At 57.9% G+C, this 24,988-nt stretch carries 24 protein-coding genes; 9 read left to right on the top strand and 15 right to left on the bottom strand.

Annotated elements, in window-relative coordinates:
* Window positions 1–11: 11 nt before the first annotated feature.
* From ABIB18_RS04750 to ABIB18_RS04730, 5 genes are all read right to left on the bottom strand, one after another.
* Entirely contained in the window at window positions 12–485 is a 474-nt protein-coding gene (locus ABIB18_RS04750) for an RES family NAD+ phosphorylase (protein ID WP_031376717.1), read from the bottom strand.
* Entirely contained in the window at window positions 485–937 is a 453-nt protein-coding gene (locus ABIB18_RS04745) for an Xre family toxin-antitoxin system antitoxin (protein WP_031376718.1), read from the bottom strand. Before ABIB18_RS04745 ends, ABIB18_RS04750 begins: the two co-directional genes overlap by 1 nt.
* 207 nt (window positions 938–1,144) lie before the next feature.
* Window positions 1,145–2,284: a class C beta-lactamase gene (gene ampC / locus ABIB18_RS04740; RefSeq protein ID WP_354473734.1), complete on the bottom strand. Its 1,140-nt coding sequence runs from the start codon at window positions 2,282–2,284 to the stop codon at window positions 1,145–1,147.
* A 31-nt stretch (window positions 2,285–2,315) separates the two neighbouring features.
* Window positions 2,316–2,561 (bottom strand): hypothetical protein, encoded by a 246-nt coding sequence (locus ABIB18_RS04735; RefSeq protein ID WP_031376720.1) that lies wholly within the window; start codon window positions 2,559–2,561, stop codon window positions 2,316–2,318.
* A gap of 67 nt (window positions 2,562–2,628) precedes the next feature.
* Window positions 2,629–3,816: a glycosyltransferase family 4 protein gene (locus ABIB18_RS04730; protein ID WP_069728327.1), complete on the bottom strand. Its 1,188-nt coding sequence runs from the start codon at window positions 3,814–3,816 to the stop codon at window positions 2,629–2,631.
* Window positions 3,817–3,857: 41 nt separating this feature from the next.
* Here ABIB18_RS04730 and ABIB18_RS04725 point away from each other — a divergent pair, with 41 nt between their 5' ends.
* Window positions 3,858–4,046, top strand: a complete 189-nt coding sequence (locus tag ABIB18_RS04725; protein ID WP_279809845.1) for a hypothetical protein — start codon at window positions 3,858–3,860, stop codon at window positions 4,044–4,046.
* A gap of 413 nt (window positions 4,047–4,459) precedes the next feature.
* Window positions 4,460–5,617, top strand: a complete 1,158-nt coding sequence (gene hpxO, locus ABIB18_RS04720; RefSeq protein WP_354473733.1) for an FAD-dependent urate hydroxylase HpxO — start codon at window positions 4,460–4,462, stop codon at window positions 5,615–5,617.
* A 52-nt stretch (window positions 5,618–5,669) separates the two neighbouring features.
* Here the strand turns inward: hpxO and dcp are convergent, their stop codons facing one another.
* From dcp to guaD, 5 genes are all read right to left on the bottom strand, one after another.
* Window positions 5,670–7,712, bottom strand: coding sequence for a peptidyl-dipeptidase Dcp (gene dcp, locus ABIB18_RS04715; RefSeq protein ID WP_354473732.1), 2,043 nt, complete (start codon window positions 7,710–7,712; stop codon window positions 5,670–5,672).
* Between the two features lie 61 nt (window positions 7,713–7,773).
* The gene (gene xdhC / locus ABIB18_RS04710; RefSeq protein WP_069728330.1) at window positions 7,774–8,550 is read right to left on the bottom strand and encodes a xanthine dehydrogenase accessory protein XdhC; all 777 of its coding nucleotides are present in this window, start codon (window positions 8,548–8,550) and stop codon (window positions 7,774–7,776) included.
* The gene (gene xdhB / locus ABIB18_RS04705) at window positions 8,537–10,903 is read right to left on the bottom strand and encodes a xanthine dehydrogenase molybdopterin binding subunit (protein ID WP_354473731.1); all 2,367 of its coding nucleotides are present in this window, start codon (window positions 10,901–10,903) and stop codon (window positions 8,537–8,539) included. The genes xdhC and xdhB overlap by 14 nt, the downstream gene beginning before the upstream one ends.
* The gene (gene xdhA, locus ABIB18_RS04700) at window positions 10,893–12,335 is read right to left on the bottom strand and encodes a xanthine dehydrogenase small subunit (RefSeq protein ID WP_354473730.1); all 1,443 of its coding nucleotides are present in this window, start codon (window positions 12,333–12,335) and stop codon (window positions 10,893–10,895) included. The genes xdhB and xdhA overlap by 11 nt, the downstream gene beginning before the upstream one ends.
* The gene (guaD, locus tag ABIB18_RS04695; protein ID WP_031376727.1) at window positions 12,332–13,660 is read right to left on the bottom strand and encodes a guanine deaminase; all 1,329 of its coding nucleotides are present in this window, start codon (window positions 13,658–13,660) and stop codon (window positions 12,332–12,334) included. The genes xdhA and guaD overlap by 4 nt, the downstream gene beginning before the upstream one ends.
* A gap of 410 nt (window positions 13,661–14,070) precedes the next feature.
* Between guaD and ydfG the strand changes: the two genes are divergently transcribed.
* Window positions 14,071–14,817: a bifunctional NADP-dependent 3-hydroxy acid dehydrogenase/3-hydroxypropionate dehydrogenase YdfG gene (ydfG, locus tag ABIB18_RS04690; RefSeq protein WP_031376728.1), complete on the top strand. Its 747-nt coding sequence runs from the start codon at window positions 14,071–14,073 to the stop codon at window positions 14,815–14,817.
* 28 nt (window positions 14,818–14,845) lie between these two features.
* Here ydfG and ABIB18_RS04685 read toward each other — a convergent pair whose 3' ends face one another.
* A complete protein-coding gene (locus ABIB18_RS04685) occupies window positions 14,846–15,172 on the bottom strand; it encodes a YnfA family protein (RefSeq protein ID WP_354473838.1) in 327 nt (108 codons plus the stop codon).
* Between the two features lie 133 nt (window positions 15,173–15,305).
* On the opposite strand from ABIB18_RS04685, the gene ABIB18_RS04680 reads away from it, so the two are divergent.
* Window positions 15,306–15,629 carry a DUF1283 family protein gene (locus tag ABIB18_RS04680; RefSeq protein ID WP_031376730.1) on the top strand — a complete coding sequence of 108 codons (324 nt, stop codon included), beginning with the start codon at window positions 15,306–15,308 and terminating at the stop codon, window positions 15,627–15,629.
* 45 nt (window positions 15,630–15,674) lie between these two features.
* Entirely contained in the window at window positions 15,675–15,971 is a 297-nt protein-coding gene (locus ABIB18_RS04675) for a DUF1161 domain-containing protein (RefSeq protein WP_031376731.1), read from the top strand.
* A gap of 34 nt (window positions 15,972–16,005) precedes the next feature.
* Here ABIB18_RS04675 and ABIB18_RS04670 read toward each other — a convergent pair whose 3' ends face one another.
* Window positions 16,006–17,472, bottom strand: a complete 1,467-nt coding sequence (locus tag ABIB18_RS04670; RefSeq protein ID WP_069728333.1) for an MDR family MFS transporter — start codon at window positions 17,470–17,472, stop codon at window positions 16,006–16,008.
* A gap of 391 nt (window positions 17,473–17,863) precedes the next feature.
* Here ABIB18_RS04670 and ABIB18_RS04665 point away from each other — a divergent pair, with 391 nt between their 5' ends.
* From ABIB18_RS04665 to osmV, 4 genes are read left to right on the top strand one after another with little or no spacing between them, the layout of a single operon-like run.
* The gene (locus tag ABIB18_RS04665) at window positions 17,864–18,580 is read left to right on the top strand and encodes an ABC transporter permease (protein ID WP_031376732.1); all 717 of its coding nucleotides are present in this window, start codon (window positions 17,864–17,866) and stop codon (window positions 18,578–18,580) included.
* A 17-nt stretch (window positions 18,581–18,597) separates the two neighbouring features.
* Window positions 18,598–19,509 carry a glycine betaine ABC transporter substrate-binding protein gene (locus ABIB18_RS04660; RefSeq protein WP_502922708.1) on the top strand — a complete coding sequence of 304 codons (912 nt, stop codon included), beginning with the start codon at window positions 18,598–18,600 and terminating at the stop codon, window positions 19,507–19,509.
* A gap of 9 nt (window positions 19,510–19,518) precedes the next feature.
* Window positions 19,519–20,166, top strand: a complete 648-nt coding sequence (osmW, locus tag ABIB18_RS04655; RefSeq protein WP_069728335.1) for an osmoprotectant ABC transporter permease OsmW — start codon at window positions 19,519–19,521, stop codon at window positions 20,164–20,166.
* Entirely contained in the window at window positions 20,166–21,302 is a 1,137-nt protein-coding gene (gene osmV, locus ABIB18_RS04650) for an osmoprotectant ABC transporter ATP-binding protein OsmV (RefSeq protein ID WP_031376735.1), read from the top strand. The genes osmW and osmV overlap by 1 nt, the downstream gene beginning before the upstream one ends.
* A gap of 44 nt (window positions 21,303–21,346) precedes the next feature.
* Here the strand turns inward: osmV and ABIB18_RS04645 are convergent, their stop codons facing one another.
* From ABIB18_RS04645 to mlc, 3 genes are all read right to left on the bottom strand, one after another.
* Window positions 21,347–22,735: a nucleobase:cation symporter-2 family protein gene (locus tag ABIB18_RS04645; RefSeq protein ID WP_354473729.1), complete on the bottom strand. Its 1,389-nt coding sequence runs from the start codon at window positions 22,733–22,735 to the stop codon at window positions 21,347–21,349.
* A 181-nt stretch (window positions 22,736–22,916) separates the two neighbouring features.
* Window positions 22,917–23,615, bottom strand: coding sequence for a dethiobiotin synthase (bioD, locus tag ABIB18_RS04640; protein ID WP_089561573.1), 699 nt, complete (start codon window positions 23,613–23,615; stop codon window positions 22,917–22,919).
* Between the two features lie 114 nt (window positions 23,616–23,729).
* Window positions 23,730–24,947 (bottom strand): sugar metabolism global transcriptional regulator Mlc, encoded by a 1,218-nt coding sequence (gene mlc / locus ABIB18_RS04635; RefSeq protein WP_354473728.1) that lies wholly within the window; start codon window positions 24,945–24,947, stop codon window positions 23,730–23,732.
* Between the last annotated feature and the right edge of the window lie 41 nt (window positions 24,948–24,988).

Below are 24,988 nucleotides of genomic sequence, written 5' to 3'. Positions count from 1 at the left end.
CGGGCCAGCAGCTATTGCAGCCTGAAGCGTGGATCAAAGAAAAAAGGCTCGACCACCACGTTGCTGATAATCGCAGCGGCGGCCGGATGCGCGGGATTAAATAGCGCGTTCCACTCTCCGGTCAGGGTACTCGGAACCTTGAGGATCAGGCCGTGATCGGCGCTGGCGAGCCAGCCATCCCCAATCTCCCGGGTCGATGGCGGTGCGGGATCGGTCTGCCAGTCGGCGGGGAGCGCCGCCAGCGACAGCTCGGTGATCAGCGTTTCAGGTACGCTGATCGACAGCATCGAATAGTCGTGCGCCAGATCCTGAATGCTGAGATGCACCAGCGCCTCCAGCACGCACAGCGCCCGGCTTGATCCGAGATAGACACAGCCGATACCGACTGAATTCCAGCGGCCGCCGTAGGTGCGGGCGCCAAAACCGTCAAAGGCGGTCATCGCATATTCGCTTTTCACCAGCCGGAAAAAGCGCACCGCCGCCATCAGGTGATCACGCCATGTTCAAGCTGACCAATCAGGTTGAGCACCGCTTCCGCCCCGGCAACGGTGGTGGTCATCTCTGCCGGTTTCCTGCCACCCAGCGCCTTGGCTGGGGTCTCCAGCCACTGCACCAGTCGCGCCGGATCGTCACGCAGCAGCGTGCTGGCAGCGGACAGGACGCGGATCAGCATGTAAATCCGTCCGCTCTGATCGGGCGAAAAGGTCTGCTGAGGATCTTTGACTTTGCGGTTGTAGGTACTGCGATCGATGCCTGCCAGGCGGCAGAGCCAGATTTCATCGAAGGCGGATAACGACGCGGTGCGTTTCAGCACCCCGCTGCTGAAGCCGACGGCAATCCGCTGATGCGCATCCGGCAGGGTTTCCGGCAGGTTCAGCGCATGCAACAGCGAGCTGTTGCGGCGACTGCTGGCGGGCGTATAAATGGCAATTGACATAGCACGGCCCTCTGTTCATTTGATTTTTATTTTAGCGCAAATGAACATGGTGCGCCAGCTTTACCCCTGGCGATTGCGCGCTGGCGTCAGCCCGGTGAGGCGATCAAAGAGCAACAGCCCGACTTTGCGCCGCTCAACGGCTGCGAGGTGATCCGCCCTTTCCGCTGACCCTGAGATGGCAAGGCCAGCGGGCGGTGGCGTCCCGGATTACTGCAACGCTTCCAGGATTTTCCAGGCGATTTTTATCCGTAGCGGATTGGGGTAGTTCTTGTTCGCAAGCATCACAATGCCGGTGTTCTGCTCGGGAATAAACGCAACGTAGGCACCAAAGCCGTTGGTGGCACCGGTTTTATGCACCCAACTGGCGCGTTGCGATGGCACGGCGGGATTCAGTAGCGTCGCCGGCTGAGGTTTAAGCGCGACGCTGCTTTCGCTGTCAGCGATTATCGCGGCGGCACTGGCCGGCCAGTCGTAAATCTCCCAGCCCAGCCCCTGATAGAAATCACGCACTTTGAAATAGCGTGACTGGGCGGTACGAATCGCATTGCGCAGCACGGTATTGCCTGACGATAAGCGGTTAGGATCGGCATTGGCCTGCATAAAGGTCAGCATATCGCGGGCGGTAGATTTCACCCCATACGCTTCCGCATCCAGCATGCCGGGCGACACCCGCACCGGCTGCCCGTTTTTATAACCCCAGGCGTAGTCCAGCATCATTGAGGGCGGCACGGTGATGTAAGTGCGCGTCAGACGCAGCGGCTGAAACACGTTTTTCTCCATCGCCTGCTGGTAATCGCCCTTCACCATCAGCGCGCCAAACAGACCGATACTGGCATTGGAGTACTGACGCAGCGTGCCCGGCGCAGCCTGCGGTTGCCACTGCTGATAATAGTTGAGCAGCGAAGCCTGATCGGTCACCTCATCCGGCAACTGCAGCGGCAGGCCACCTGCGGTGTAGGTCGCCAGATGCAGCATCCGGATGTGATGCCACTGCGTGCCGGTCAGCTGCGGCCAGTACTTCTGCACCGGATCGTTGAGGGCGATGTCACCGTTACGGATCATCACCCCGGCCAGCACGCCGGTGAAGGTTTTACTGACCGAGCCGAGTTCAAACAGGGTGTTTTCGGTGACGCGGCGGCCGGACGCCAGATCAGCCACACCGGCGTTAATGAACTGGGCCCGGCCTTTATAGAGTATCGCCACCGACATACCGGGAATTTCCTGCTGCTCCATCAGCGGTTCGATAGCGGCTTTAACCAGAGAAGTGACCTGCTGTGAGCTAAGATCGGCGGCAACACAGCTGGCAGAAAGGGACCACAAAACAAGGTAAGACAAAGACTTTTTCATTGGCAATTAACGGTTTCTTCACTGAATCGATTTATTTGCACTGATCGGCGCAGGCTTGCACACAGATCTGCGCTTGTGAGCTGCACGCCCCGGTATCACGGGTATTACAATGGGATCGTTCGACATAACAGTTGGTCTGACAGGCGGAGACGTCGCATCGCGCGGCGGCAGGCGTCAGCTGAGGCAGCGGCGCACGCGCCGGAAACTGGGGTGCCGGTTGAGCGAAGGCGCTGCTGCCCAACAGTCCGGACAGCAGCAGGCTGATGAGTATTTTCATGATTGATCTCCAGATGAACGCTGCCCTAAGTATGACTACTCTGGCACGCGTCGTCTGAGAAATCTTATCAAATTGGCAGGACAGGTGGGTGTTGAGTGACGTTGATCACGCCGCGGCGATAAATATCATGCAGCCGGACAATATAGCGCTGCGGATCGTGCTGATCTTTAATGCGCAGGATCGCCGCCTCCCCTTTCTCCTGCAGCATTTCTGGCCGTTCGAAGATGGCGAGCAGCGTCTGCTTCAGCCCGTCCACCAGCGCCTGGCGCAGCTGCGCTTTCTGCTGTGGCGTAGTGATGCTGTATTCACGATCGCCATTCAACGTACCGCCAATCACCCAGCCAGCGCTGGCCGGATTAATTTCCGGTAAGGCGCGCACGTTGCTGGTAATCACCGGGCAGCCGCTGGCCTGCATTTCCAGTACTGAAAAGCCGTACGTCTCCTGCCAGGTCGGCAGTAAGCCGACATCGCTGCGGCGGAACAGCTGCAGCAGCGCCGCGTTTTCCAGCCGCGCCAAATGCGTGAAGCAGCGATAGCGGCCAATGCGGCTCTCAATTGACCGATAGAACGCCTCGTCATCCTGATGTTGCCGGTGTGCCACGTTGTGACGTTTGGTGAGATCGCCAATTAACTGCACCTCCAGCTGCGACTCATCCAGCTTTCGTTCTTCAATCAGCTCGCTCACTGCCAGCACCACTTCGGCGCCGCCTTTACGGTAGAACTCATTGCCGGCGAACACCAGGCGGAACACGCCCGGCTGACGTGGCGCTTTATGCGCTGTGAACAGGGTCTGTGGCGGATGCAATACCACCGTTTTACGTCTGATTTGCTGCGCAACGCCGCCCCCGGACGGGAACAGTTTCATCTGAATATTCAGCGTCGCGTCTGAAATGGCAATCAGCCCCAGGCAGTTATCTTTCAGCAGATGGGGGATCAGCCGCTGCAGTTCGGGATTATCCTGCTTCGCCACGCCCGGCACCGGCAACACCCGGGGTAATTCAGTTTCAAACGAGGCAACCCATTTCTGACGGGTTATGGCGACTTCATTAAACAGATGCAGGATGTCGGGCCGCGATGCGGGTGAAAATGGCACGGGCAGAAAAACAAAAGCTTTATTTTTTTTGAGTAAGCGCGTCCGTAATGGGTTAATAAAGTAAAACAGATTGTACTTTTTGAGATTAATATATTCGTTTTCCGGATTAACCAAAATATTGCGCTGCTCCGGATAGTGGTTATTAGTGATTCCGATTTTCATGATCGTATTCCAGAGTCCTTGAGTCCCGGATAATCTATATCATGCGATCTGACAAGCTGCGCCTGCGTAATATCCTAAAAACCGTTTTCACCGCCCACTGGCAGAAATATTTATCATTGCCCAGGGCGGTTTATTCCTGGTTTGCCCGACCAGCTAAAAAATTAATGCAGATTATTTACATCCGTGTCTTTTCTTCCGGCGATAACCCACTGATTCCCCATGAAGAATGATCTGACAACAACCGGCGCGCCAATAATTATGTGTAAGTTTAAATATTTGTTAAAAATAAACCATGCCAGCCTGTCAGCAATTAGTTGATAACAATTCAACTAATCAGTTTTATTACACTGACCTGAAGGCTGACGTACTGAGAAGCGTGTAGATAATCTTAATCCGGGCGTTCAACAGCCAGGCCTGCTGGTGAAACTAATGATACAGCGGCGGATTTTTAGCGCCGGTAATGCACTGTTTTAGCGCGCCAGTCTGCAACATAACCGTGCGTCTACGCCGTCTCCCGTTCGCCCCGCCGCGCCTGTTAGCTTCATAACTAACTGATTCCACTGTAAACAGCAACGCATCACCCGCTGAACTGCGCACTGGTACAAAAGTTGCAACAACAGCATCAGACAGACAGGAGATAAACATGAAAGCGATCGTTATTGGTGGCGGCATTGGCGGGATGAGCAGCGCCATTGCGCTGGAAAAAGCGGGTATTGAGGTTGAGGTGTTCGAAGCGGTGAAGGAGATGAAGCCGGTCGGAGCGGCGATTTCAATCTGGCCGAACGGCGTTAAATGCCTGAATGCCCTCGGCATGAAGTCAGCGCTGCGTGCACTGGGTGGCAACATGGCCTATATGGCTTATCACGATGCAGTGACCGGTGCCGCGCTAACCCGTTTCAGTATGGCGCCGCTGGTGCAGCAGGTCGGTGAGTTTCCCTATCCGGTGGCGCGCGCCGAACTGCAGGCGATGCTGATTGATACTTTTGGCCGCCAGCGGGTCAATTTCGGTAAGCGGGTCATTCAGGTTGAACAGAGTGATAACGGCGTGATTGCCACCTTTGCCGATAACAGCCAGGCGAGCGGTGACTTTCTGATTGCGGCTGACGGCACCCATTCGGTTATCCGTGAATATGTGCTGGAACAGGCGCTGGAGCGGCGTTATGCCGGTTACGTCAACTGGAACGGTCTGGTGGAGATTGATGAGAGCATCGCGCCCGCCGATCAGTGGACCACGTTCGTTGGTGACGGCAAGCGCGTATCGCTGATGCCGGTAAGCGACAACCGCTTCTACTTCTTCTTCGACGTGCCGCTGCCGAAAGGATTGCCGCAGGATCGCACCACGGTCAAAGCCGATCTGAGCGGCTATTTTGCTGGCTGGGCCGCACCGGTGCAGCAGCTGATTGCGGCGATCAATCCCGAGACCACCAATCGGGTTGAGATACACGATATTGAACCCTTCAGCCGCTTTGTTAAAGGGCGCGTTGCGTTGCTCGGTGATGCGGCCCACAGCACCACACCGGATATCGGCCAGGGCGGCTGCGCGGCAATGGAAGACGCTATTGTGCTGGCTTCGACGCTGGCATCGCATTCGCTGGGTATTGAGGATGCCCTGCTGCGCTATCAGGCGCGCCGGGTTGAGCGGGTCAGGGATCTGGTGCTGAAAGCGCGTAAGCGTTGTGATGTCACCCACGCCAAAGATCCGGCGGTGACCGAGGAATGGTATCGTTCGCTGAAAAGTGAAACCGGCGAGCGGGTGCTGGCCGGAATGTGTGAAACCATTGAAGGCGGCCCGCTGGGTTAGTCCGGCCGCCCCCTCTGCATCCAGCGGGCGACATGGCCGCCCGCTGAGTGCATTACTCCGCCAGCCCGCGATTCTTCAGCATCGGCTCCAGCTGCGGCGGACCGCCGCGCCAGCTTTCATACAGGGTTTTCAGATCGCTGCTGTTACCGCGCGACAGAATTTTCTGACGGAAAATATCGCCATTCTCCCGCGTCAGGCCGCCCTGTTCGACAAACCACTGGTAGCCATCATCGGCCAGCATCTGGGTCCAGATATAGGCGTAGTAACCGGCGGCATAGCCTCCGCCCCAGATGTGCTGGAAATAGCTGGAGCGATAGCGCGGCGGCACCGCCGCTAACGCCAGGTTGTCGCTCTGCAGGGCCTGCTGTTCAAAGCCGTCGACGCTTTGCGGAGCCTGATCGCCGGTCAGGCTGTGCCAGTGCAGATCCAGTAACGCCGCAGCCAGCAGCTCACTCATCTCATAGCCTTTGTTGAATTTACCGGCGCGGACAATCTTTTCATGCAGCGCGGCGGGCATCGGCTCTCCGCTCTGATAATGGCGGGCGAACTGGCGGAACACCTGCGGCTCACTGGCCCAGTGCTCGTTGATCTGCGACGGAAACTCCACAAAATCACGCGGAGTTTCGGTGCCTGACAGGCTCGGATAGCGCTGGCTGGCAAACAGGCCGTGCAGTGCGTGACCAAACTCGTGAAACACGGTGATGACCTCATCCCAGCTCAGCAAGGCAGGCTCACCGGCCGGCGGTTTGGTGAAGTTGCAGACGTTATAGATCACCGGCTTACTCTCAAGCAGCGTCGACTGGTTGACGAAGTTGCTCATCCACGCCCCACCGCCTTTGCTGTCGCGCTTAAAGAAGTCGGTGTAGAACAGCGCCAGCGGCGTCTGGTCGGCATCAAAAATCTCATATACCTGCACGTCGGGATGGTAAACCGGTAGATCCTGGCGTGGCGTAAATTGAATGCCGTAGAGCTGAGTCGCCGCCCAGAACACCCCATTCTGCAGCACGCTGTTCAGTTCAAAGTAAGGTTTGATCTGACTCTCATCCAGATCGTACTGCGCATGGCGCACCTGTTCGGCATAGAAGTTCCAGTCCCAGGCGCGCAGGGTGAAATTGCCCTGCTGGCGATCGATGGTCTGCTGGATGGCCGCCGCTTCCCGTTCAGCCCGCGCCCGTGCAGCAGGCACGATATTGCGCATAAAAGCAAAAGCAGCATCCGGGGTTTTTGCCATCTGATCCTGCAGCTTCCAGTCGGCATAACTCGTAAAGCCCAGCAGCCGGGCCTGCTCCGCCCGCACCTGCGCCAGACGCAGCACCAGCTCGCGGGTGTCATTCTCATCGCCTTTTTCGGTGCGGGTCATGCCAGCATCGAACAGCGCTTCGCGGGTCTGGCGATCGCTCAGACTCTGCAGCGCCGGTTGCTGAGTGGTGTTTTGCAGCACCAGCAGCCAGGCATTTTCCAGTCCGCGCGCGCGGGCTTCTGCCTGAGCGACCGCTAAATCGGCCGCCGCGAGGCCCGCCAGTTTCTGAGCCTCATCCACCACCAGACCGCCCGCCTTGGTGGCCGCCAGCAGCCTATTGGTGAAGCGGGTGCTGAGGCGCGCCGCCTCCTGATTCAGAGCTTTGAGCTGGTGTTTCTGCGTTTCCGGCAGATTGGCACCCGCCAGCTGAAAGCGCTGCCAGATCACCTCGACCAGCCGTTTTGATTCAGCGTCGAGCTGGGCGCGCTGCAGATACACCGCATCCAGCCGCGAGAACAGCGGCCGGTTGAGCATAATATCGTCGTTGAGTGCGGTAAGCTGCGGGGCGATCTCTTCATCGACCTGCTGCAGATACGGGCTGGTGTGCGCCGACGTCATAGCGCTGAACACCAGATTCACCCGGTTCAGCAACTGCCCACTCTTCTCCAGCGCCTCATAGGTATTCAGAAAGGTTGGCGCATCGCTGCTGGTGGCAATCGCCTCGACTTCGCGGCGTTTCTCTTCAATGCCCGCCTGTAACGCGGGCAGGAAATCCTGCTCCTCGATCTGATCGAACGGCGGTGCCTGATAAGGCAAGGTGCTGACGCTAAAGAAAGGATTCTGACGGGCGTTCATGATTCGCTCCTGATGGGCATCGCAAAGTCTTATCCTGGCAGGTTGCCGGCGGTTGAACAACTCAGGTCAGATGCTGCTGATAAACGCTGATTATTTCACCGGCAATCGCCACCGCAATCTCTGCCGGCAGCTTGCCTTTTACATCCGGCAGGCCGATCGGACAACGCAGCCGCGCCAGCCGATCGGCCTGCGCCCCCTTGCCCGCCAGCCGGTAGCGGAAACGCTGGCTTTTGGTCTGCGAGCCAATCACGCCTGCATAGCGAAAATCTCCGCGCTTCAGCACCGCCTCGCACAGGTCGAAATCGAGCGGATGATGATGGGTCATTATGATGAAATAGCTGTCCGGTGCAGCCTGCGCCACACAGTCCAGCGGGTCCTCCGGTTGCAGAGTGACCACGCCGGGCGGGACCTGCGTAAACTGATCCGGGCGACTGTCGATCCAGCGAATGTGACAGGGTAACGTTGACAGCAGGTTAACCAGCGCCTGGCCAACGTGACCGGCACCGAATAGCAGAATTTCCGGCTGGTTCTGCAACAGCGGCTCAAACAGCAGCGTGGTTTTACCGCCGCAGCACTGTCCCAGCCGCGCGCCGAGACTGTAATCCTCGGTGTGCGGCGCGCTGGCCCCGCTCTGCAACATGGCGCGTGCCTGAGCAATGCACTGAAATTCCAGCTGGCCACCGCCGATGGTCAGATAGCTCTGCTGCGGTGTTACCACCATTTTACTGCCGCTGTCGCGTGGCACCGAACCGTGTTCACTGAGCACGGTAATTAATACGCAGCTCTGGCGCTTTTCACGCAGCTGGTGCAGCACGGTTATCCAGTCATGGTAGATCATCACAGGCTCCTGCCAGTTGCAGCACACCATTCAATACCCGCTCTGGCGTGGCGGGCGCATCCAGCTGCGGATGCCGGGCATAACCGCCAACGCTGGCCACCGCATCCTGCAGCGCGCACCAGGCGGCGATGCCCAGCATAAACGGCGGCTCCCCGACGGCTTTCGAGTGAAAGACCGTATCCTGCGGATTTTTACGGTTCTCCACCAGCGTCACCCGCAGATCGGCTGGAACGTCACTGATGGCCGGGATTTTGTAGCTGGCCGGGCCGTCGGTCAGAAATTGCCCTTTTTCGCTCCACACCAGTTCTTCACAGGTCAGCCAGCCAACGCCCTGGACAAATCCGCCCTCAACCTGGCCGATGTCGATTGCCGGATTCAGCGAGGCACCCACGTCGTGCAGAATGTCTGCGCGCAGCAGGCGATACTCACCGGTTAAGGTATCGATCACCACTTCACAGCAGGCCGCGCCGTAGGCGAAGTAGTAAAAAGGCTGGCCGCGCCCCGCCAGCCGGTCGTAATGAATGCCCGGCACGCGGTAGTAACCGTTGGCAGACAGCGGCACCTGGTTAAGCCACGCCAGCTGGGCCACGTCCGCGAAGGTGTAATGTTTTTCACCGGCGCGCACGATGCCGTTGCGAAAACTGACCTCGGAGGCATCGCACTGATGGAGCTGACACAGCATCTGCGTCATACGATCGCGCAGGATCTCCGCTGCGTTCTGCGCCGCCTTGCCGTTCAGATCGGCCCCGCTGGAAGCCGCCGTCGGCGAGGTGTTCGGCACTTTGCCGGTATCAGTGGCGGTGATCTGAATCTTATCAACTTCAATCTGCAGCACTTCGGCAACGATCTGGATGATTTTGGTATTGAGTCCCTGGCCCATCTCGGTGCCGCCGTGGTTGAGTTGCACCGTGCCGTCGGTGTAAATCAGAATCAGTGCGCCCGCCTGGTTGAGAAAGCTGGAGGTAAACGAGATGCCGAATTTAACCGGCGTCAGCGCCAGACCGCGCTTCAGCAGCGGGCTGCGGGCATTAAACGCGCGGATCTCCGCCCGGCGGGCCTGATAATCGCTGCTCTGCTCCAGCTGTTCGGTGATCTCGTCCAGCAGATTGTCTTCAACCTGCTGATGATAATGGGTAATGTTGCGATCCTGCTTGCCGTAATAGTTGCGTTTACGCAGCGCCAGCGGATCAAGGCCGCGTTCACGCGCGATGTGGTCCATGATCTGCTCAATTGCCACCATGCCCTGCGGGCCGCCAAAGCCGCGATAAGCGGTATTTGAGGCCGTATTGGTGCGACAGCGGTAACCGGTAATGCGCGCATCGCCAAGGTAATAGGCGTTATCCGCATGGAACATCGCCCGATCGACGATAGACCCGCTGAGATCCAGTGAATAACCGCAGTTGCCTGCCAGATCGATCTTTACCCCGCACAGCAGCCCATCATCCTCAACGCCAACCTCGTAGCGGACAAAGAACGGATGCCGTTTGCCGGTAATGCGCATGTCGTCACGGCGTGAAAGCCGCATCTTCGCTGCCCGGCCGGTCTGGCGGGCGACGATGGCGCACAGGCAGGCGACGCCCGCAGCCTGGGTCTCTTTGCCGCCAAATCCGCCGCCCATACGCCGCATATCAATGGTGACCTGATTCATGCTGATACCCATCACCTCGGCCACCAGTTTCTGTACTTCGGTGGGATTCTGGGTCGAGGAAAAGACCTGTAGCTGCTGATCTTCGCCGGGGATCACCAGCGCGGTCTGGGTTTCCAGATAAAAGTGCTCCTGTCCGCCAATGTGAAAGGAACCGGTGATGCGGTGTGGTGCCCGTGCCAGCGCAGCCTCGACGTCGCCGCGCTGATGAACATGCGGCTCCTGAACAAAACTGTTCTGCGCCAGTGCCTGTTCGACGTCGAGTAACGGCCCCAGCACCTCATATTCAATTACGGCAGCAGCAGCGCCGGCTCGCGCAGCATCCGGTGACCCGGCCGCCACCACAATCACAATCTGACCGAGATACTCCACCTTGTCGTGCGCCAGCAGCGGATCGCCTGGCTCCAGCGGACCGACATCATTGATACCGGGCACATCCTGCCAGGTCAGCACGCTGACCACGCCGGGAATGGCGTAACACGGCCCGACATCAATCCGGGTGATGCGTGCATGGGCGTGCTCACTCAGCCGCGGGCAGAGGTGCAGTAAACCGGGCAGTTCAGGCTTATCGTCGATAAAGCGCGCCTCACCGGAAACGTGCTTTTCCGCGCTTTCGTGTTTGTTGCTGCGGCCAACGCCGCTCTGTATCGCGGCAGCATGCTGCGCCTTGATTACCTGTTCATTTAATTCAGGACGGTTATGAGACATAGCGGGCCACCTCAACACAGGGTAATTCGCCGTTGTAGCGATGGTAATAACGCCGCAGCAGGTTACGCGCGACCTGCAAACGGTAGCTGGCGCTGGCGCGGAAGTCGGACAGCGGCTGGAAATCTTCCGCCAGCGCCGCTGCAGCACGTGACACCGTCACGGCGTTAAACGGTTGATCCAGCAGGGCCTGTTCGCAGTGTGTGGCCCTTTTCGGCGTTGCGGCCATCCCGCCAAACGCGATGCGTACTGCGCGGACATGGCCCTGCTCAATCTCAAGATTAAAGGCGGCGAATACCGCAGAAATGTCATCATCAAGCCGCTTAGAGACTTTCCACGCGACAAAATCTGGTGACACCGTCACTTTATCGATGCGGATAGCGCGGATAAACTCGCCCGGCTGTAAACAGGTCTGTCGATAGCCGGTGAAAAACCGATCGAGCGGCAGGCTGTGCTGCTGCTCGCCGTGCTGCAACAGCAGGCTGGCATTCAGCGCCAGCAGCATCGGTGACGCATCACCAATCGGCGAGGCATTGGCGATATTGCCGCCCAGCGTGCCCTGCAGGCGGATTTGAAGCGAGGCAAAACGGTGCAGCATCTCACTGACGCCCGGAATACGGTCGGCGAGGAAATCGGTAATCTGCTGCAGCGAGGCGGCGGCACCCAGCAGATAGTGATCGTCAAATTCACTGCATACCCTGAGCGCAGTAACCTGCTCCAGCGCGATCAGCAGCGGTATTCGCTTATGCTGCTGGGTGATCGTCAGGCTCAGATCGGTGCCACCGGCAATCAGCGTGGCCTCTGGATGGGCCAGATAGATTTGCGCCAGCTGGGCCGGAGTTTTGGGCAGATAACAGCGCCGCCCATCTCCGCTCAGCTGCTGCATCTGATTATTCGCCAGCGCTTCCAGCCGCTGCACCACGCTGGCAGCATGGTGATCGAACTGGTCGCTGACCGGCTGTGAACAGAGCTGCTGCGCGGCCGCCATGATCGGCCGGTAGCCGGTGCAGCGACACAGATTGCCCGCCAGCGCACTCTCCGCCTGATGGCGATCCCAGCCGCTGGCCGATTTTTGCAGGCTGAACAGCGACATCACAAAGCCCGGCGTACAAAAACCACATTGTGAACCGTGGCAGTCAACCATCGCCTGCTGCGCCGGATGCAGAGCACGGCCGTGACGCAGATCCTCAACGGTAATCAGCTGCTTACCCTGCAGCGTCGATACCAGCGTCAGACAGCTGTTGACCGTTTCATACTGCATTTCCCCATCGACCGCTTTACCCAGCGTGACGCTACAGGCGCCGCAGTCTCCCGAGGCGCAGCCCTCTTTGGTGCCGGTGCGGTGCTGATGGCCACGCAGATAGTTGAGCACCGTCAGATTAGGATCTAACGCCTCTTCGGTAATCAGTTGGTTATTTAACAGGAACTGGATCATGCGGCTTGCTCTCCCGCGTCGCGCTGCCATACCGGACGGCCGTTTACCCAGGTCTGGGCAATATTGCGGTCATCGCCCAGCGTCATTAAGACAAACAATTTTTCCCAGATATCTTTGCTGTTGCCGATGCGTAAGGTCTGTAAGGCCGAGACGGCCGGATCGAGCACCACAAAATCCGCCTCTTTGCCCGGATTAAAATTGCCGATGGCGTGATCGAGATCCAGCGCCCGCGCGCCGCCCAGCGTGGCGTGGTAAAAGGCTTCGGCGGCGCTCAGCTTATACTGCTGCAGCTGACCCACTTTGTAGGCTTCGCCCAGCGTTTGCAGCATGCTGAAGGTGGTACCGGCCCCGACATCGGTGCCAATGCCGACTTTGACGCCCTGCTGCCAGCTGCGTTTCAGGTTAAACAGTCCGCTGCCGAGAAACAGGTTTGAGGTCGGACAGAAGGCGATAGTCGAATCGGTGTCGTGCAGGCATTGCCATTCGCTGTCGTCGAGATGCACGCAGTGCGCAAACACGCTGCGACGCCCGGTCAGCTGATAGTGGTGGTAAACGTCAAGATAGCCGGCGCGCTCAGGAAACAGCTGTTTCACCCAGGCGACCTCCTGCGGATTTTCGCTCAGGTGAGTATGCAGCCAGGTATCGGGAAACTCCTGACGCAGCTGCTGCACCTTTGCCAGCAGCTGCGGTGACGAGGTTGGCGCGAAACGCGGCGTCAGCGCGTAGCTCAGCCGTCCGCGCTGGTGCCAGCGTTCAATCAGTGCGCGGGTCTGCTGGTAACTCTGTTCCGGCGTTTCGATCAGGTTGTCTGGCGCATTACGATCCATCATCACTTTGCCGGCAATCAGTCGCATATTCAGCGCTTCCGCCGCGCTGAATAGCGCCTCGACCGACTGCGGATGCACGGTGCCAAACACCAGCGCGCTGGTGGTGCCGTTCGACAGCAGCTGATGCAGGAAGAAAGCTGACATACGCGCAGCGTGGTCCGGGCAGTGATATTGCGCCTCGACCGGGAAGGTATAGTGATTCAGCCATTCCAGCAGTTGCTCGCCGAACGCGCCGATCATTTCGGTCTGTGGATAGTGAATGTGGGTATCGATGAAGCCCGGTACGATCAGTTTTCCGCGCAGATCAACCACCGGCTGACCAGCCAGTTCGGCGCTGCACTCCTCCCACGGCGCTAAGCCGATCACCCGTCCGTCGCGAAGCCGTAGCACCCCATCTTCCAGATAGCGCGCCGCAGAGAGCAGCGCGTCGGGCTGGTCTGCCACCGATTTGAAGTCAAAAAAACTGGCGCGTATCGCCGTATCTGTCGCTGATGACATTGCTTTTCCTTTCTGAAAGCACTGCGGCCTTCTTTTAATTATGCAGATGATTGCCTTAATGCCACGTTGCAACTGCCGTGCCAGATCGGTAATGACTATTTTTCTATAATTATCAGCTAATTAAATTAAATTCCGGCTGTTGCGCAACTTTCTGCAGGCAGCGTTGCTCCGCAACCGTTTGCCTGCCGTTAGCAATCGGTTGCTTGTGGCGCTGCTTTGAAATTGGATAATTTTTGCCGGCTGAATCCGCAGCTACGCTGCCCCGTTAGCGTGCATCACGCCCCAAAACAGCGCAGCCGCCGGGGCGGTAAAATCCCCTTACAGCCCAATCGCTTTTTCGGCGGGCGCAAGCGGAAATGAAATGCTATGGTGAAGCCATCGATTGTGAAAATGGCATAAGGAACAGTGAGATGATTATTTTTGTCACCGGCGCGACCGCCGGTTTTGGTGAAAGCATCACCCGTCGCTTTATCGCAACCGGCCATAAAGTGATCGCCAGCGGACGCCGGGCCGAGCGCCTGAAAGCGCTGAAAGATGAGCTGGGCGATAACCTGTATACCGTGCAGCTTGATGTGCGTAACCGGGCAGCCATTGAAGAGGCGGTAAATCAGTTGCCGGCGGAGTGGCGCGAAATCGATGTGCTGGTCAATAACGCCGGTCTGGCGCTGGGGATTGAGCCAGCCCACCGCGCCAACGTTGAAGACTGGGAGAATATGATCGACACCAACACCAAGGGTCTGGTCTATATGACGCGCGCCCTGCTGCCGCAGATGGTGGAGCGTAACGTCGGGCACGTGATAAATATCGGGTCGATCGCCGGCAGCTGGCCCTATGCGGGCGGCAACGTCTATGGCGCGACCAAAGCCTTTGTCCGTCAGTTCAGCCTTAATCTGCGAACCGATCTGCACGGCACCGCGCTGCGCGTTACCGACATCGAACCAGGCCTGGTGGGCGGTACCGAGTTCTCCAACGTCCGTTTCAAAGGTGACGATGATAAAGCGGGTCAGGTGTATGAAGGCGCCACCGCACTAACCCCGGACGATGTGACTGAAGCGGTCTACTGGGTCGCCACGCTGCCTAAGCATGTCAACATCAACACGCTTGAGATGATGCCTGTCAGCCAGACAGTGGCCGGTCTGAAGGTGCACAAGCCGTAAGCCTCAGAGCCAGCCTTTCCGGCTGGCTCTAGCCCCGTCCCCAGCCCAGCACGATGATCAACATGCCGCTAAAGGCGACAATCGCCCCGCTCCAGTCCCAGGCGCTGAGCTTCACGCCGTCGACCACCCGCAACCACAGCAGTGCGGTCAGCACATAGCCTCCGCCATAAGCGGCATACACCCGTCCGCTGGCGGCAGGATGCAGCGTCAGCAGCCAGACAAACAGCGCCAGGCTGGCAGCTGCCGGCAACAGTAGCCAGACGGAGCCGCCTTTTTTCAGCCACAGCCACGGCAAAAAGCAGCCGATAATTTCCGCCAGCGCGGTGATAAAAAACAGCAAGGCGGTTTTAATCAGCATCCTTTTCTCTCACAAACGTAAACAAACGACTCACCACTGGTGAGCAAAGAAACGGCGATGATATACTAAGCCTACCCGCGGCAACAGCCGTTACCATTGGCGATGTCTGCGTTAACTGAAGGAAAGCGCAATGAAAAAATTGATCCCGGTCCTGCTGGTCAGCCTGCTGTCAGCGGCAGCCTTTAATGCCAGTGCTACCACTAATCGCCTGATTATTGAAGATGGCAGCAGCGCCGCCAGTAACGAAGCAGCGCGTCAGGATAAAGAGCAGTGGAATGACACGCGGATGCTGCGTAATAAGGTGAACAGCCGCGTTGAGAAAGAGTTTGATAAGACCGACCGCGCGTTTGATACTCGCGACAAGTGTGAGCAGAGCCTGAACCTTAATGCTTACTGGGAGCCGAATACCCTGCGTTGTCTGGATCGCCGCTCCGGCCGGCCTGTTACGCCCTGATTTTCAGCTATAGTAATGACGGACGACTAACATAAGGAATACGTGATGAAGCTACAGAGGGTTTTGTTAACGGCGACGTTGTTCGCGCTGCCCGTGCTGGCACAGGCATCCTGTGAATCGGTCAAAACCGAGATCAGCCAGAAAATTATTCAGAACGGTGTGCCCGAATCGGGTTTTAGTCTCGACATCGTCGCTAACGATCAGGTTGATCAGGCCGGCGGTCAGGTGGTGGGACATTGTGAGAACGACACACAAAAGATTGTTTACAAGCGCACGGGGCGTGACGATGACGCCAGCGTGCCAGACAGTGCCGGCAGTTCACAGGACGCGCCCGCACAGTAAATAACAGCAGGGCGACGTCCTGTCGCCCTGCTCGCTACTCCGCATGCTCCGGCCGTTGACGCGGCATCATCCATGCCACTCCCAGCGCAAACAGCGCAATCACCAGTGCCACCACAAATACCCAATGCAGTGAAGCAGCAATCGCCTGCACCATCTGCTGTAGCGTCTCCGGCGTCAGCTGACGGCGACTCTCATCGGCCATAATCTGCTGCACCGGGTCCTGCGCCTGCGGCAACCGCCAGTGTAAATTAAGGTTCAGCACGGCGCCCATGATGGCGGTGCCAATCGCTGAGCCGATCATCCGGCTGAACATGATCGAGGCGGTACAGATGCCGCGAATTTCGTAATCCGCCTGATTCTGCACCGAAACCAGAAACGTGGTGCTGGTCATTCCCATTCCGGTCCCGATGACAAAGGCGGTAAAACCAGCCTGATACAGCGAACTGTCGGGCCGCAACAGCAGCAATAAGGCGCTGCCGCTAATCAGCAACAGCGCCCCTGACTGGGCGGTAAAGCGATAAGAGGTGCGCAGCATCAGCCTTCCGCTCAGGGTACTGGCCAGCGGCCAGCCAATCGACATCATTGCCAGGGCGCTGCCCGCCTGCAGCGGCGAGCCGCCACCAATGCCCTGAATCCAGGTCGGCAGGAAAGCGCTGATCCCCATCATGGCGGCCCCGATAATCAGGTTGCCGGCGTTACCGGCAATAATCAGTCGGCTGCGCCAGATAATCAGCGGAAACAACGGCGCGTCGGCCCGCTGCTCATGACGTTTCAGCATCCAGCCGGCAAACAGCGAAAACAGCAGGAACGGGATTAGCCATAAGCCGAGCTGTTCTGCCTGCAGCAGCGCAACCAGCAATGCGCTGACGCACAGCATCAGCCAGCCACTGCCGGCCAGGTTCAGCGACTGTCGCTGCTGTTCCTGCTGATGAGCCGGCAACCAGCGCGCCAGCATCAGCATGCTGATCAGCCCTATTGGCAGATTGACCCAGAAAATTACCGACCAGCTAAAGTGCTGCACCAGCCAGGCACCGGTCAGCGGACCGACGATGGCCGCAACGCCCCAGACGCTGGAGAGCCAGCCCTGTACGCTGGCGCGCTCGCGCGGTGAGTAAATGTCCGCCACGATAGTCGAGCTGAGCGGCATGATGGCACCGGCCCCCAATCCCTGAAAGGCGCGGAACAGGATCAGCCAGGTCATGCTGTGGGCGAAACCGCACAGCACTGAGCCAATAAGAAAAATCGCGGTGCCGATAAAAAACATCATCTTACGGCCGTACAGATCCGCCAGACGTCCATAGAGCGGCACGCTGACCGCCTGGGTCAGCAGATAGATGGAAAATACCCAGCCAAACTGCGAAAAACCGCCCAGTTCGGCAATGATGGTGGGCATAGCGGTGGCAACGATGGTGACTTCAATTGCCGCCATAAACATCGCCAGCATACAGGCAATTAAAATCCAGTGTCGGTGTCCGGTCTGGAGTTGTGCGCTTTCAGTCATAGGGTTCCTTTTTTAGCTGCAAGCGTAGCTGAAAATCCGCCAGTGCAGTTTCCCGTCAGTGCGCATCATTGGTCGCTTCTGTGACGTTGTCACCCAAAGTCGATGAAAATTTTTCATTGATGCATCAGCCCAATCACCACGCGGCTTTAACACTATTTTAACCAGTTTTTAATCCCCTGATTTAAGGCTAAAAAGCTAGCGCGCTTCGCTTCAGGCTGCTATAGCAATAAGGCTTCTTTCTCAGTATTCACTGAAAAAGCGTAGATAAACAGTCATTTTATCTACATTTTATCGCAGTTTCGGTATTGGGAGCCGTGGCCGTTTTTGCTGCTTCTGTCGGGCTGTTATTGGTTGTTATAACAATTGAGATCGTTATCAGGGAGACTCCCTTATGCAAAATGCTTCACTGGTCCGCCGTGCCGGTCTGGCACTGCTGGCGGTGGCTGCGGTGATCGGCGCGCTAATCTGGGGCCTCGGCTGGGACCAGCTGGTCGCCAGAAAGGTCGATCTGCTCTATCTCGGACAACAACATCTGTTTTTAGTCTTCTGGTCGATGCTGTTCGCCCTGCTGGTCGGTATTCCCAGCGGCATCATCCTCAGCCGCCCTTTTGCCCGTCGCTGGGCTGAATATGTGATGCAGATTTTTAACGTCGGCAATACCCTGCCACCGCTGGCGGTGCTGGCATTAGCGATGGTGATTATCGGCATCGGCGACCGTCCGGCGCTGATCGCGCTGTTTCTCGCTTCTCTGCTGCCTATCGTGCGTAACACCTTCTCCGGTCTGAGCGCAGTGCCCGCCTCGCTGATCGAAGCCGCCAACGGCATCGGCATGACCAAAATGCAGCGTCTGCGCCAGGTCGAAATCCCGAATGCACTGCCGGTTATCCTGACCGGCGTGCGCATCGCCACTGCCATCAATGTCGGCACCGCGCCGCTGGCGTTTCTGATTGGTGCCAGCAGCTTCGGCGAGCTGATCTTTCCCGGTATCTACCTCAATGACTTCCCGACGCTGATTCTCGGCGCGGTGGCAACGGCACTGGTGGCACTGGTGCTGGATATGCTGCTGGCCGCACTGGGCCGCTTTCTCAGTCCGCACGCTGCGGCATAACGATAAGGAACTTTGCGATGCTAACGCGCTGGATTAAACAGAGTGCACTTGCCCTGATGGCGACGCTGGCCCTGAGCCAGACTGTACAGGCCGCCGCCCCGCTGGTGATGGCGACCAAGAGCTTTACCGAGCAGCATATCCTGTCGGCAATGACGGTGATGTGGTTAGAGAAAAAGGGCTTTGAGGTGATCCCGAAGCGCAATATCGCCACCACCATCGGCCGTAATGCGCTGCTGAACAAGCAGATCGACATGACCTGGGAATATACCGGTACGTCGTTGATCATCTTTAACCATATCAGCCAGCCGATGTCTTCTGAGCAGGCGTATGAAACGGTGAAGAAACTTGATGCGAAGCTGGGGCTGGTATGGCTGAACCCGGCTCCGATGAACAATACCTACGCCTTTGCCATGACCCGGCAGCGGGCGGAAAAAGAGGGGATCACCACCCTGTCGCAGCTGGTGACGAAGCTGGAGCAGGTGCGTAAAAAGGACCCGGAACACAACTGGCGACTGGGGCTGGATCTGGAATTCTCCGGCCGCTCAGACGGCATGAAGCCGTTGCAGAAGACCTACAACATGGCGCTGGATCGACCGCAGATCCGTCAGATGGACCCCGGACTGGTCTATAACGCTATTCGTGATGGCTTCGTCGATGCCGGTCTGATCTATACCACCGACGGCCGGGTGAAAGGGTTCGACCTGAAAGTGCTGGAGGATGATAAGCACTTCTTCCCGAGCTATAACGTCACGCCGGTGGTGCGCAAAGATGTGCTGGAGAGCCATCCGGGACTGGAAGCGGCGCTGAATGAGCTTTCACCGCTGATTACCGATGAGTCGATCACCGAAATGAATAAGCGGGTCGATATCGATCACCAGTCACCGGAACAGGTGGCGCGTGATTTCCTTAAATCCAAAAACATGCTGTAAGGAGGCACTGTGGATACCCTTCACTACATCATGGATAACTGGAACAGCCTGCTGACGCTTAGCTGGCAGCACACCTGGCTGGTGCTGGTCGCGGTTGGGCTGGCGATTGTGATTGGCGTGCCGCTTGGCATTCTGATTGTCCGGGTCCGCTGGCTGGCGACGCCGATCCTCGGTATCGCCACCGTGGTGCTGACCATTCCGACCATCGCGCTGTTTGGCCTGATGATCCCGCTGTTTTCAATCATCGGTCAGGGCATTGGCGCCCTGCCGGCGATTACCGCGGTGTTTCTCTACTCGCTGCTGCCGATTGTGCGTAATACCCATACCGCGCTGGAGAACCTGCCCGACGGCCTGCGCGAAGCCGGTCGCGGCATCGGCATGACCTTCTGGCAGCGATTACGCTGGGTGGAAATTCCGATGGCCCTGCCGGTGATTTTCGGCGGTATCCGCACCGCGGTAGTGATGAACGTCGGCGTCATGGCGATTGCCGCGGTGATTGGTGCCGGTGGCCTGGGTCAGCTGTTGCTCGACGGCATCAGCGGCAGTGATATTCGTATGTTGATAGCCGGGGCGTTAATGATTTGCCTGCTGGCGATTGTTCTTGACTGGCTGCTGCACCGTTTGCAGCAGGCGCTGACTCCTAAGGGAATTCGATAATGATTACACTGGAAAACCTGACGAAAACCTTTACCCAGAAAAACGGCACCACCATGAAAGCGGTGGATAACGTTAGCCTGGAAGTGCCAGCCGGTGAGATGTGCGTGCTGCTGGGGCCATCGGGCTGCGGCAAAACCACGACCCTGAAGATGATTAACCGCCTGATCCCCGCCACCAGCGGCCGCATCCTGATCAATGGCGAAGATACCAGCACTCAGGACACCACCACGCTGCGCCGTAACATCGGCTATGTGATCCAGCAGATTGGCCTGTTTCCCAACATGACCATCGAAGAGAACATTACCGTGGTGCCGCGCATGCTGGGCTGGGATAAGAAACGCTGCCGGGAGCGCGCCACCGAGTTGATGAGTATGGTGGCGCTCGACCCGAGCAAGTTCCTGCATCGCTACCCGCGTGAAATGTCGGGTGGCCAGCAGCAGCGTATTGGGGTGATCCGCGCGCTGGCGGCTGATCCTCCGGTGCTGCTGATGGATGAGCCTTTTGGTGCGGTCGACCCGATCAACCGTGAAGTCATCCAGAACGAATTTCTTGATATGCAGCGTCAGCTGAAGAAAACCGTGATGCTGGTGAGTCATGACATCGATGAAGCACTGAAGCTCGGTGACCGAATCGCGGTGTTTGGTCAGGGTAAAATTGTGCAGTGCGCCAGCCCGGACGAGCTGCTGGCAACGCCAGCCAACGACTTTGTCGGATCGTTTGTCGGTCAGGACCGGACGCTGAAACGCCTGCTGCTGGTGCAGGCGGGTGACGTCACCGATCAGCAGCCCACCATCACCGTACAGCGATCAACCTCACTGGAAGAAGCCTTCGGCACCATGGATGACTATGATATGCGCTCAATTACCGTGGTGGATGAAGATGGCAAGCCGCTCGGCTTTGTGAAACGGCGTGAGGCGCGTAACGCCAGCGGCCGCTGTGAAGAGCGCCTGCACACCTTTAAGGTGACCGGCAAAGCGGAAGAGAACCTGCGCGTCGTGCTGTCAAAACTGTATGAGCACAACACCGTCTGGATGCCGATTGTCGATGAAGAGGGTCGCTACAGCGGTGAGATCTCACAGGATTACATCGCCGATTACCTCAGCTCAGGCCGCACCCGCCGCCGCCTGAACCCGTAATCGCTCTCACCGCTAAGTGAAAAAGGGCCGTAATGGCCCTTTTTTTATGCCTGCTCTTCGCTGCCGCTCAGCGCTTTGGCCGGTACGACAGAGACGGCGCGCGCTTCCTCAGGCAATACCATATTCAGCAGAATGGCCAGCAAACCGCCGGTAGTGACCGCATGACCAAACAGGGTGTTGATCAGCGGTGGTAACTGTTTCAGCACTTCCGGCACCGCTTCAACGCCCAGGCCGACGCCGAAAGAAACCGCGACGATCAGCATCTCACGGCGTCCTAAAGGCGTTTGCGTCATCACCCGGATGCCGGCGGCAACTACGCTGCCGAACATCACGATGGTGGCCCCGCCCAGCACCGGCGGCGGAATTTGCTGTAACAGAGAGCCGACCGCCGGGAACAGACCAAGCAGCACCAGCATCAACCCCAGCACCATCCCGACATAGCGGCTGGCCACGCCGGTCATCTGGATCACCCCATTGTTTTGCGCAAAGGTGGTGTTCGGGAATGCCGAGAAAATGGCTGCCAGCAGACAGCTGACGCCGTCAGCCATAATGCCGCCCTGCAGACGCTGCTGGAACGCTGTGCCGCCGATCGACTGTTGTGATATCAGGCAATTGGCGGTGAGATCGCCCACCGCTTCAATCACCGCGATCACCGACACCAGCGCAATTGGCAAGAAAATGGTCCAGTCAAAGGCAAAGCCGAACTTAAACAGCGCAGGCAGCACCAGCGCCGCGCTGTGGTCCGGCGCTTTCAGTTGCAGATGGCCGGTTAACGCTGCCGCGATGCAGCCCACTACAATTCCGGCCACGACCGCCACCAGTCTGGTCCAGCGGTTACGCGCACGATTGAGCGCCACGATTACCAGCAGCGTCAGCGCGCCCAGCGCCAGATTGCCGGGAGCACCAAAATCACGGGCGTTGTGACCGCCAGCCCAGTCGGTGATGCTGACTTTGATCAGGCTGATACCAATCAGGGTAATGACCGTGCCGGTCACTACCGGGGTCAGCACTTTGCGTAACGGACCGACGCAGCGGCTAATCAGAATTGGGATCAGCGCTGCCACCAGATTGCAGCCGAACAGCATCGCCATGATCTCTTCTGGCGATCCGCCGCGCGCCTTCACCATCAGGCCGCCTGACAGCAGCACCCCCAGAAAGGCGAAGCTGGTTCCCTGCAGGCAGATCATCCCGGCTCCGACGCCGAAAAAGCGCCGGGCCTGTAAAAACGTGCCAAGGCCCGAGACCAACAGTGACATGCTGATCAGGTAGGGAATATAGGCCTGTAGCCCCAATACCGAACCGATAATCAGCGGCGGAGTGATGATGCCAACCACGCTGGCCAGCAGATGCTGCAGGGCGGCGAAAAACGCCGGGACGGGACCAATACGGGCATCCAGCCCATATAACATACCTTGCTCGTGTGATTGCGACATGACGGTGCTCCGGCAACAGTGATTAGCCGGATTAATGCATTTTTTGCGCCATTACCTCAGCGTCATCTCGCCTCTCAGGCCAGGTGACTGAAAAATCGGGATAAAATTTCCTGATGTGGCCGGTGGCGAACCTGCAACTTTACGTTCACCACCGGGGAAGATGACTTGTTTTGTTTCATGATCAGGCGATCTTTGCACTCACATGATGCAGGCTGGGCCGATCCAGCAGTGAGATATCGATGTAGGCGGTCAGATCGCGTTGTTCGGCACGCGGCAGGTACGGCAGTTCACCCAGCAGCGGTGCCGGGATTTTTTCACGCAGCACTTCGATGATATCGCTGTATTGCGCCAGACCCGGATTGATGCGGTTGGCAACCCATCCAACCAGCGGTAATCCATCCTGTCGGATAGCTTCAGCCGTGAGCAACGCATGGCTGATACAGCCAGACTGAATCCCCACCACCAGCACTACCGGTAACTGCTGCTCAATCACCCAGCCAGAGAGTGGACGCGCATCATTCATCAGGCTGCGCCAGCCGCCGGTGCCCTCCACTACCACCCGATCTGCCTGCTCCGTCAGGCTATTCAGCCCCTGCGTCAGTAATTCGTAGTGGATCGCCTGACCGCTATGGGTAGCGATCTCCTGTTCCTCAAACAGCAGTGGATTGATGGCCTGATACGGCAGCGCAACAGAAGAGGCACTTTGCAGCACCTGCGCATCTTTATTGCGCAGGCCGTCAGCGGTTTTTACTGCGCAGCGCGCCACGGGTTTGTATCCGACTGCGCTAAGGTTTGCTTTGATAAAACTTTGTAGCAGCGCACGCGATACCACGGTTTTACCGACTGCGGTGTCGGTGCCGGTAACAAATAGTCTCTTCACTCTACTTCTCCTCTCAAACCGGTTACGGCTAATCGGCGATTAACCCTACTAATAATCCGCATTTTAAGGAATGGAAGATGAGAACAGATTGCGTTAGCGCAAGATTAGTCAGGCTTAACCTTGCAATAGCTTCACTAACAGGTAACCGCTATAGAGTGCATCTTTGATCAGCGCCGCGCCGCCCAGCGTTCCCGGCTCGCTAAACGCAGTGGGTGCCAGCTGAATACTGGCACTGTAAGCGGGCAGCGACTGTTGCAGAATGGTGTTGCTGACCGCCGGAAACAGCACGTCTGCCGCGGCATTGAGCGGTGAACCGATAAGAATATGTTGCGGATTAAAGATATTCACCATCATCGCCAGGATGCGGCCCACATGATGACCAACGCTGGCAATGGTGTCGCGCGCCAGTCGATCGCCGGACTGCGCCGCCGCACAGAGTGATGCCAGCGTCAGCGGCTGATTGTGCAGCAGGCTGTCAGGCTGGGTCGGCAGACGCTGAGCGGCCAGCGCCAGCAGACTGCCGATGCTGGCCACCGTCTCGAGGCAGCCGTGGTTGCCGCAATAGCACTGCTGGCCGTAGGGATCGATTTGGGTATGGCCGATTTCCACCAGCGCCCGGCCGCGTTTATGCAGCAGTTGCCCGCCGCTGATCACGCCAGCCCCGACCGTTTCATCAATCACAATCTGAATCACATCTTCTGCGCCGCGTGAGGCACCAAACAGCGATTCTGCCAGCGTCCAGGCGGAAATATCATGCTGAACAAATACCGGTACCCCGGTGCGGGCCGACAGCGCATCGCCGAGCGGCATGTCGCGTACCTGATATCCGGGCAAACGGTGCACCACGCCAGAAGCGGCATTAATCAATCCTGGCAGGGTCACGGCGATGGCGGTCAGGCGTTCCAGCTGCTGCTGGTGACGAATAAAGAAGGCGTCAACCTGGTCGATTAGCGCGGTCAGCAGCGGCTGAGCCGATTCATCCGGCAGCGGCAGGCTATCCTCCACCAGTTCCCGGCTGCTAAGGTCGCGCAGGGTAAAGGTCATGGCGCCACGGTGCAGGCGAATCGCCAGATAGTGCCAGGCGTCAGTGTCGAGGATCAGCCCAATCGCCGGACGGCCGCGGCTGCCTGGCTCCTGAAACTCCGTCTCCTGCACCAGATGGGCATCCAGCATTTCACGCACGATTTTAGTGATGCTGGCTGGCGCGAGCTGGGCGCGTCGGGAAAGTTCGATACGCGAAATAGGACCGAATTGATCAATTAATCGATAAACGACGCCTGCATTGGTTTGCTTAATTTGGTCAATATGGCCAGGTTGACTGTCCAGATTCACAACCCTGCTCCCGGTTATTTTCGCGCTTCTAAATAAACATG

The organism is Pantoea sp. UYEF8 (assembly GCF_040546285.1).
GTDB classification, from domain to species: Bacteria; Pseudomonadota; Gammaproteobacteria; order Enterobacterales; family Enterobacteriaceae; genus Pantoea; species Pantoea brenneri.
This window is presented reverse-complemented; position numbering and strand designations above follow the sequence as displayed.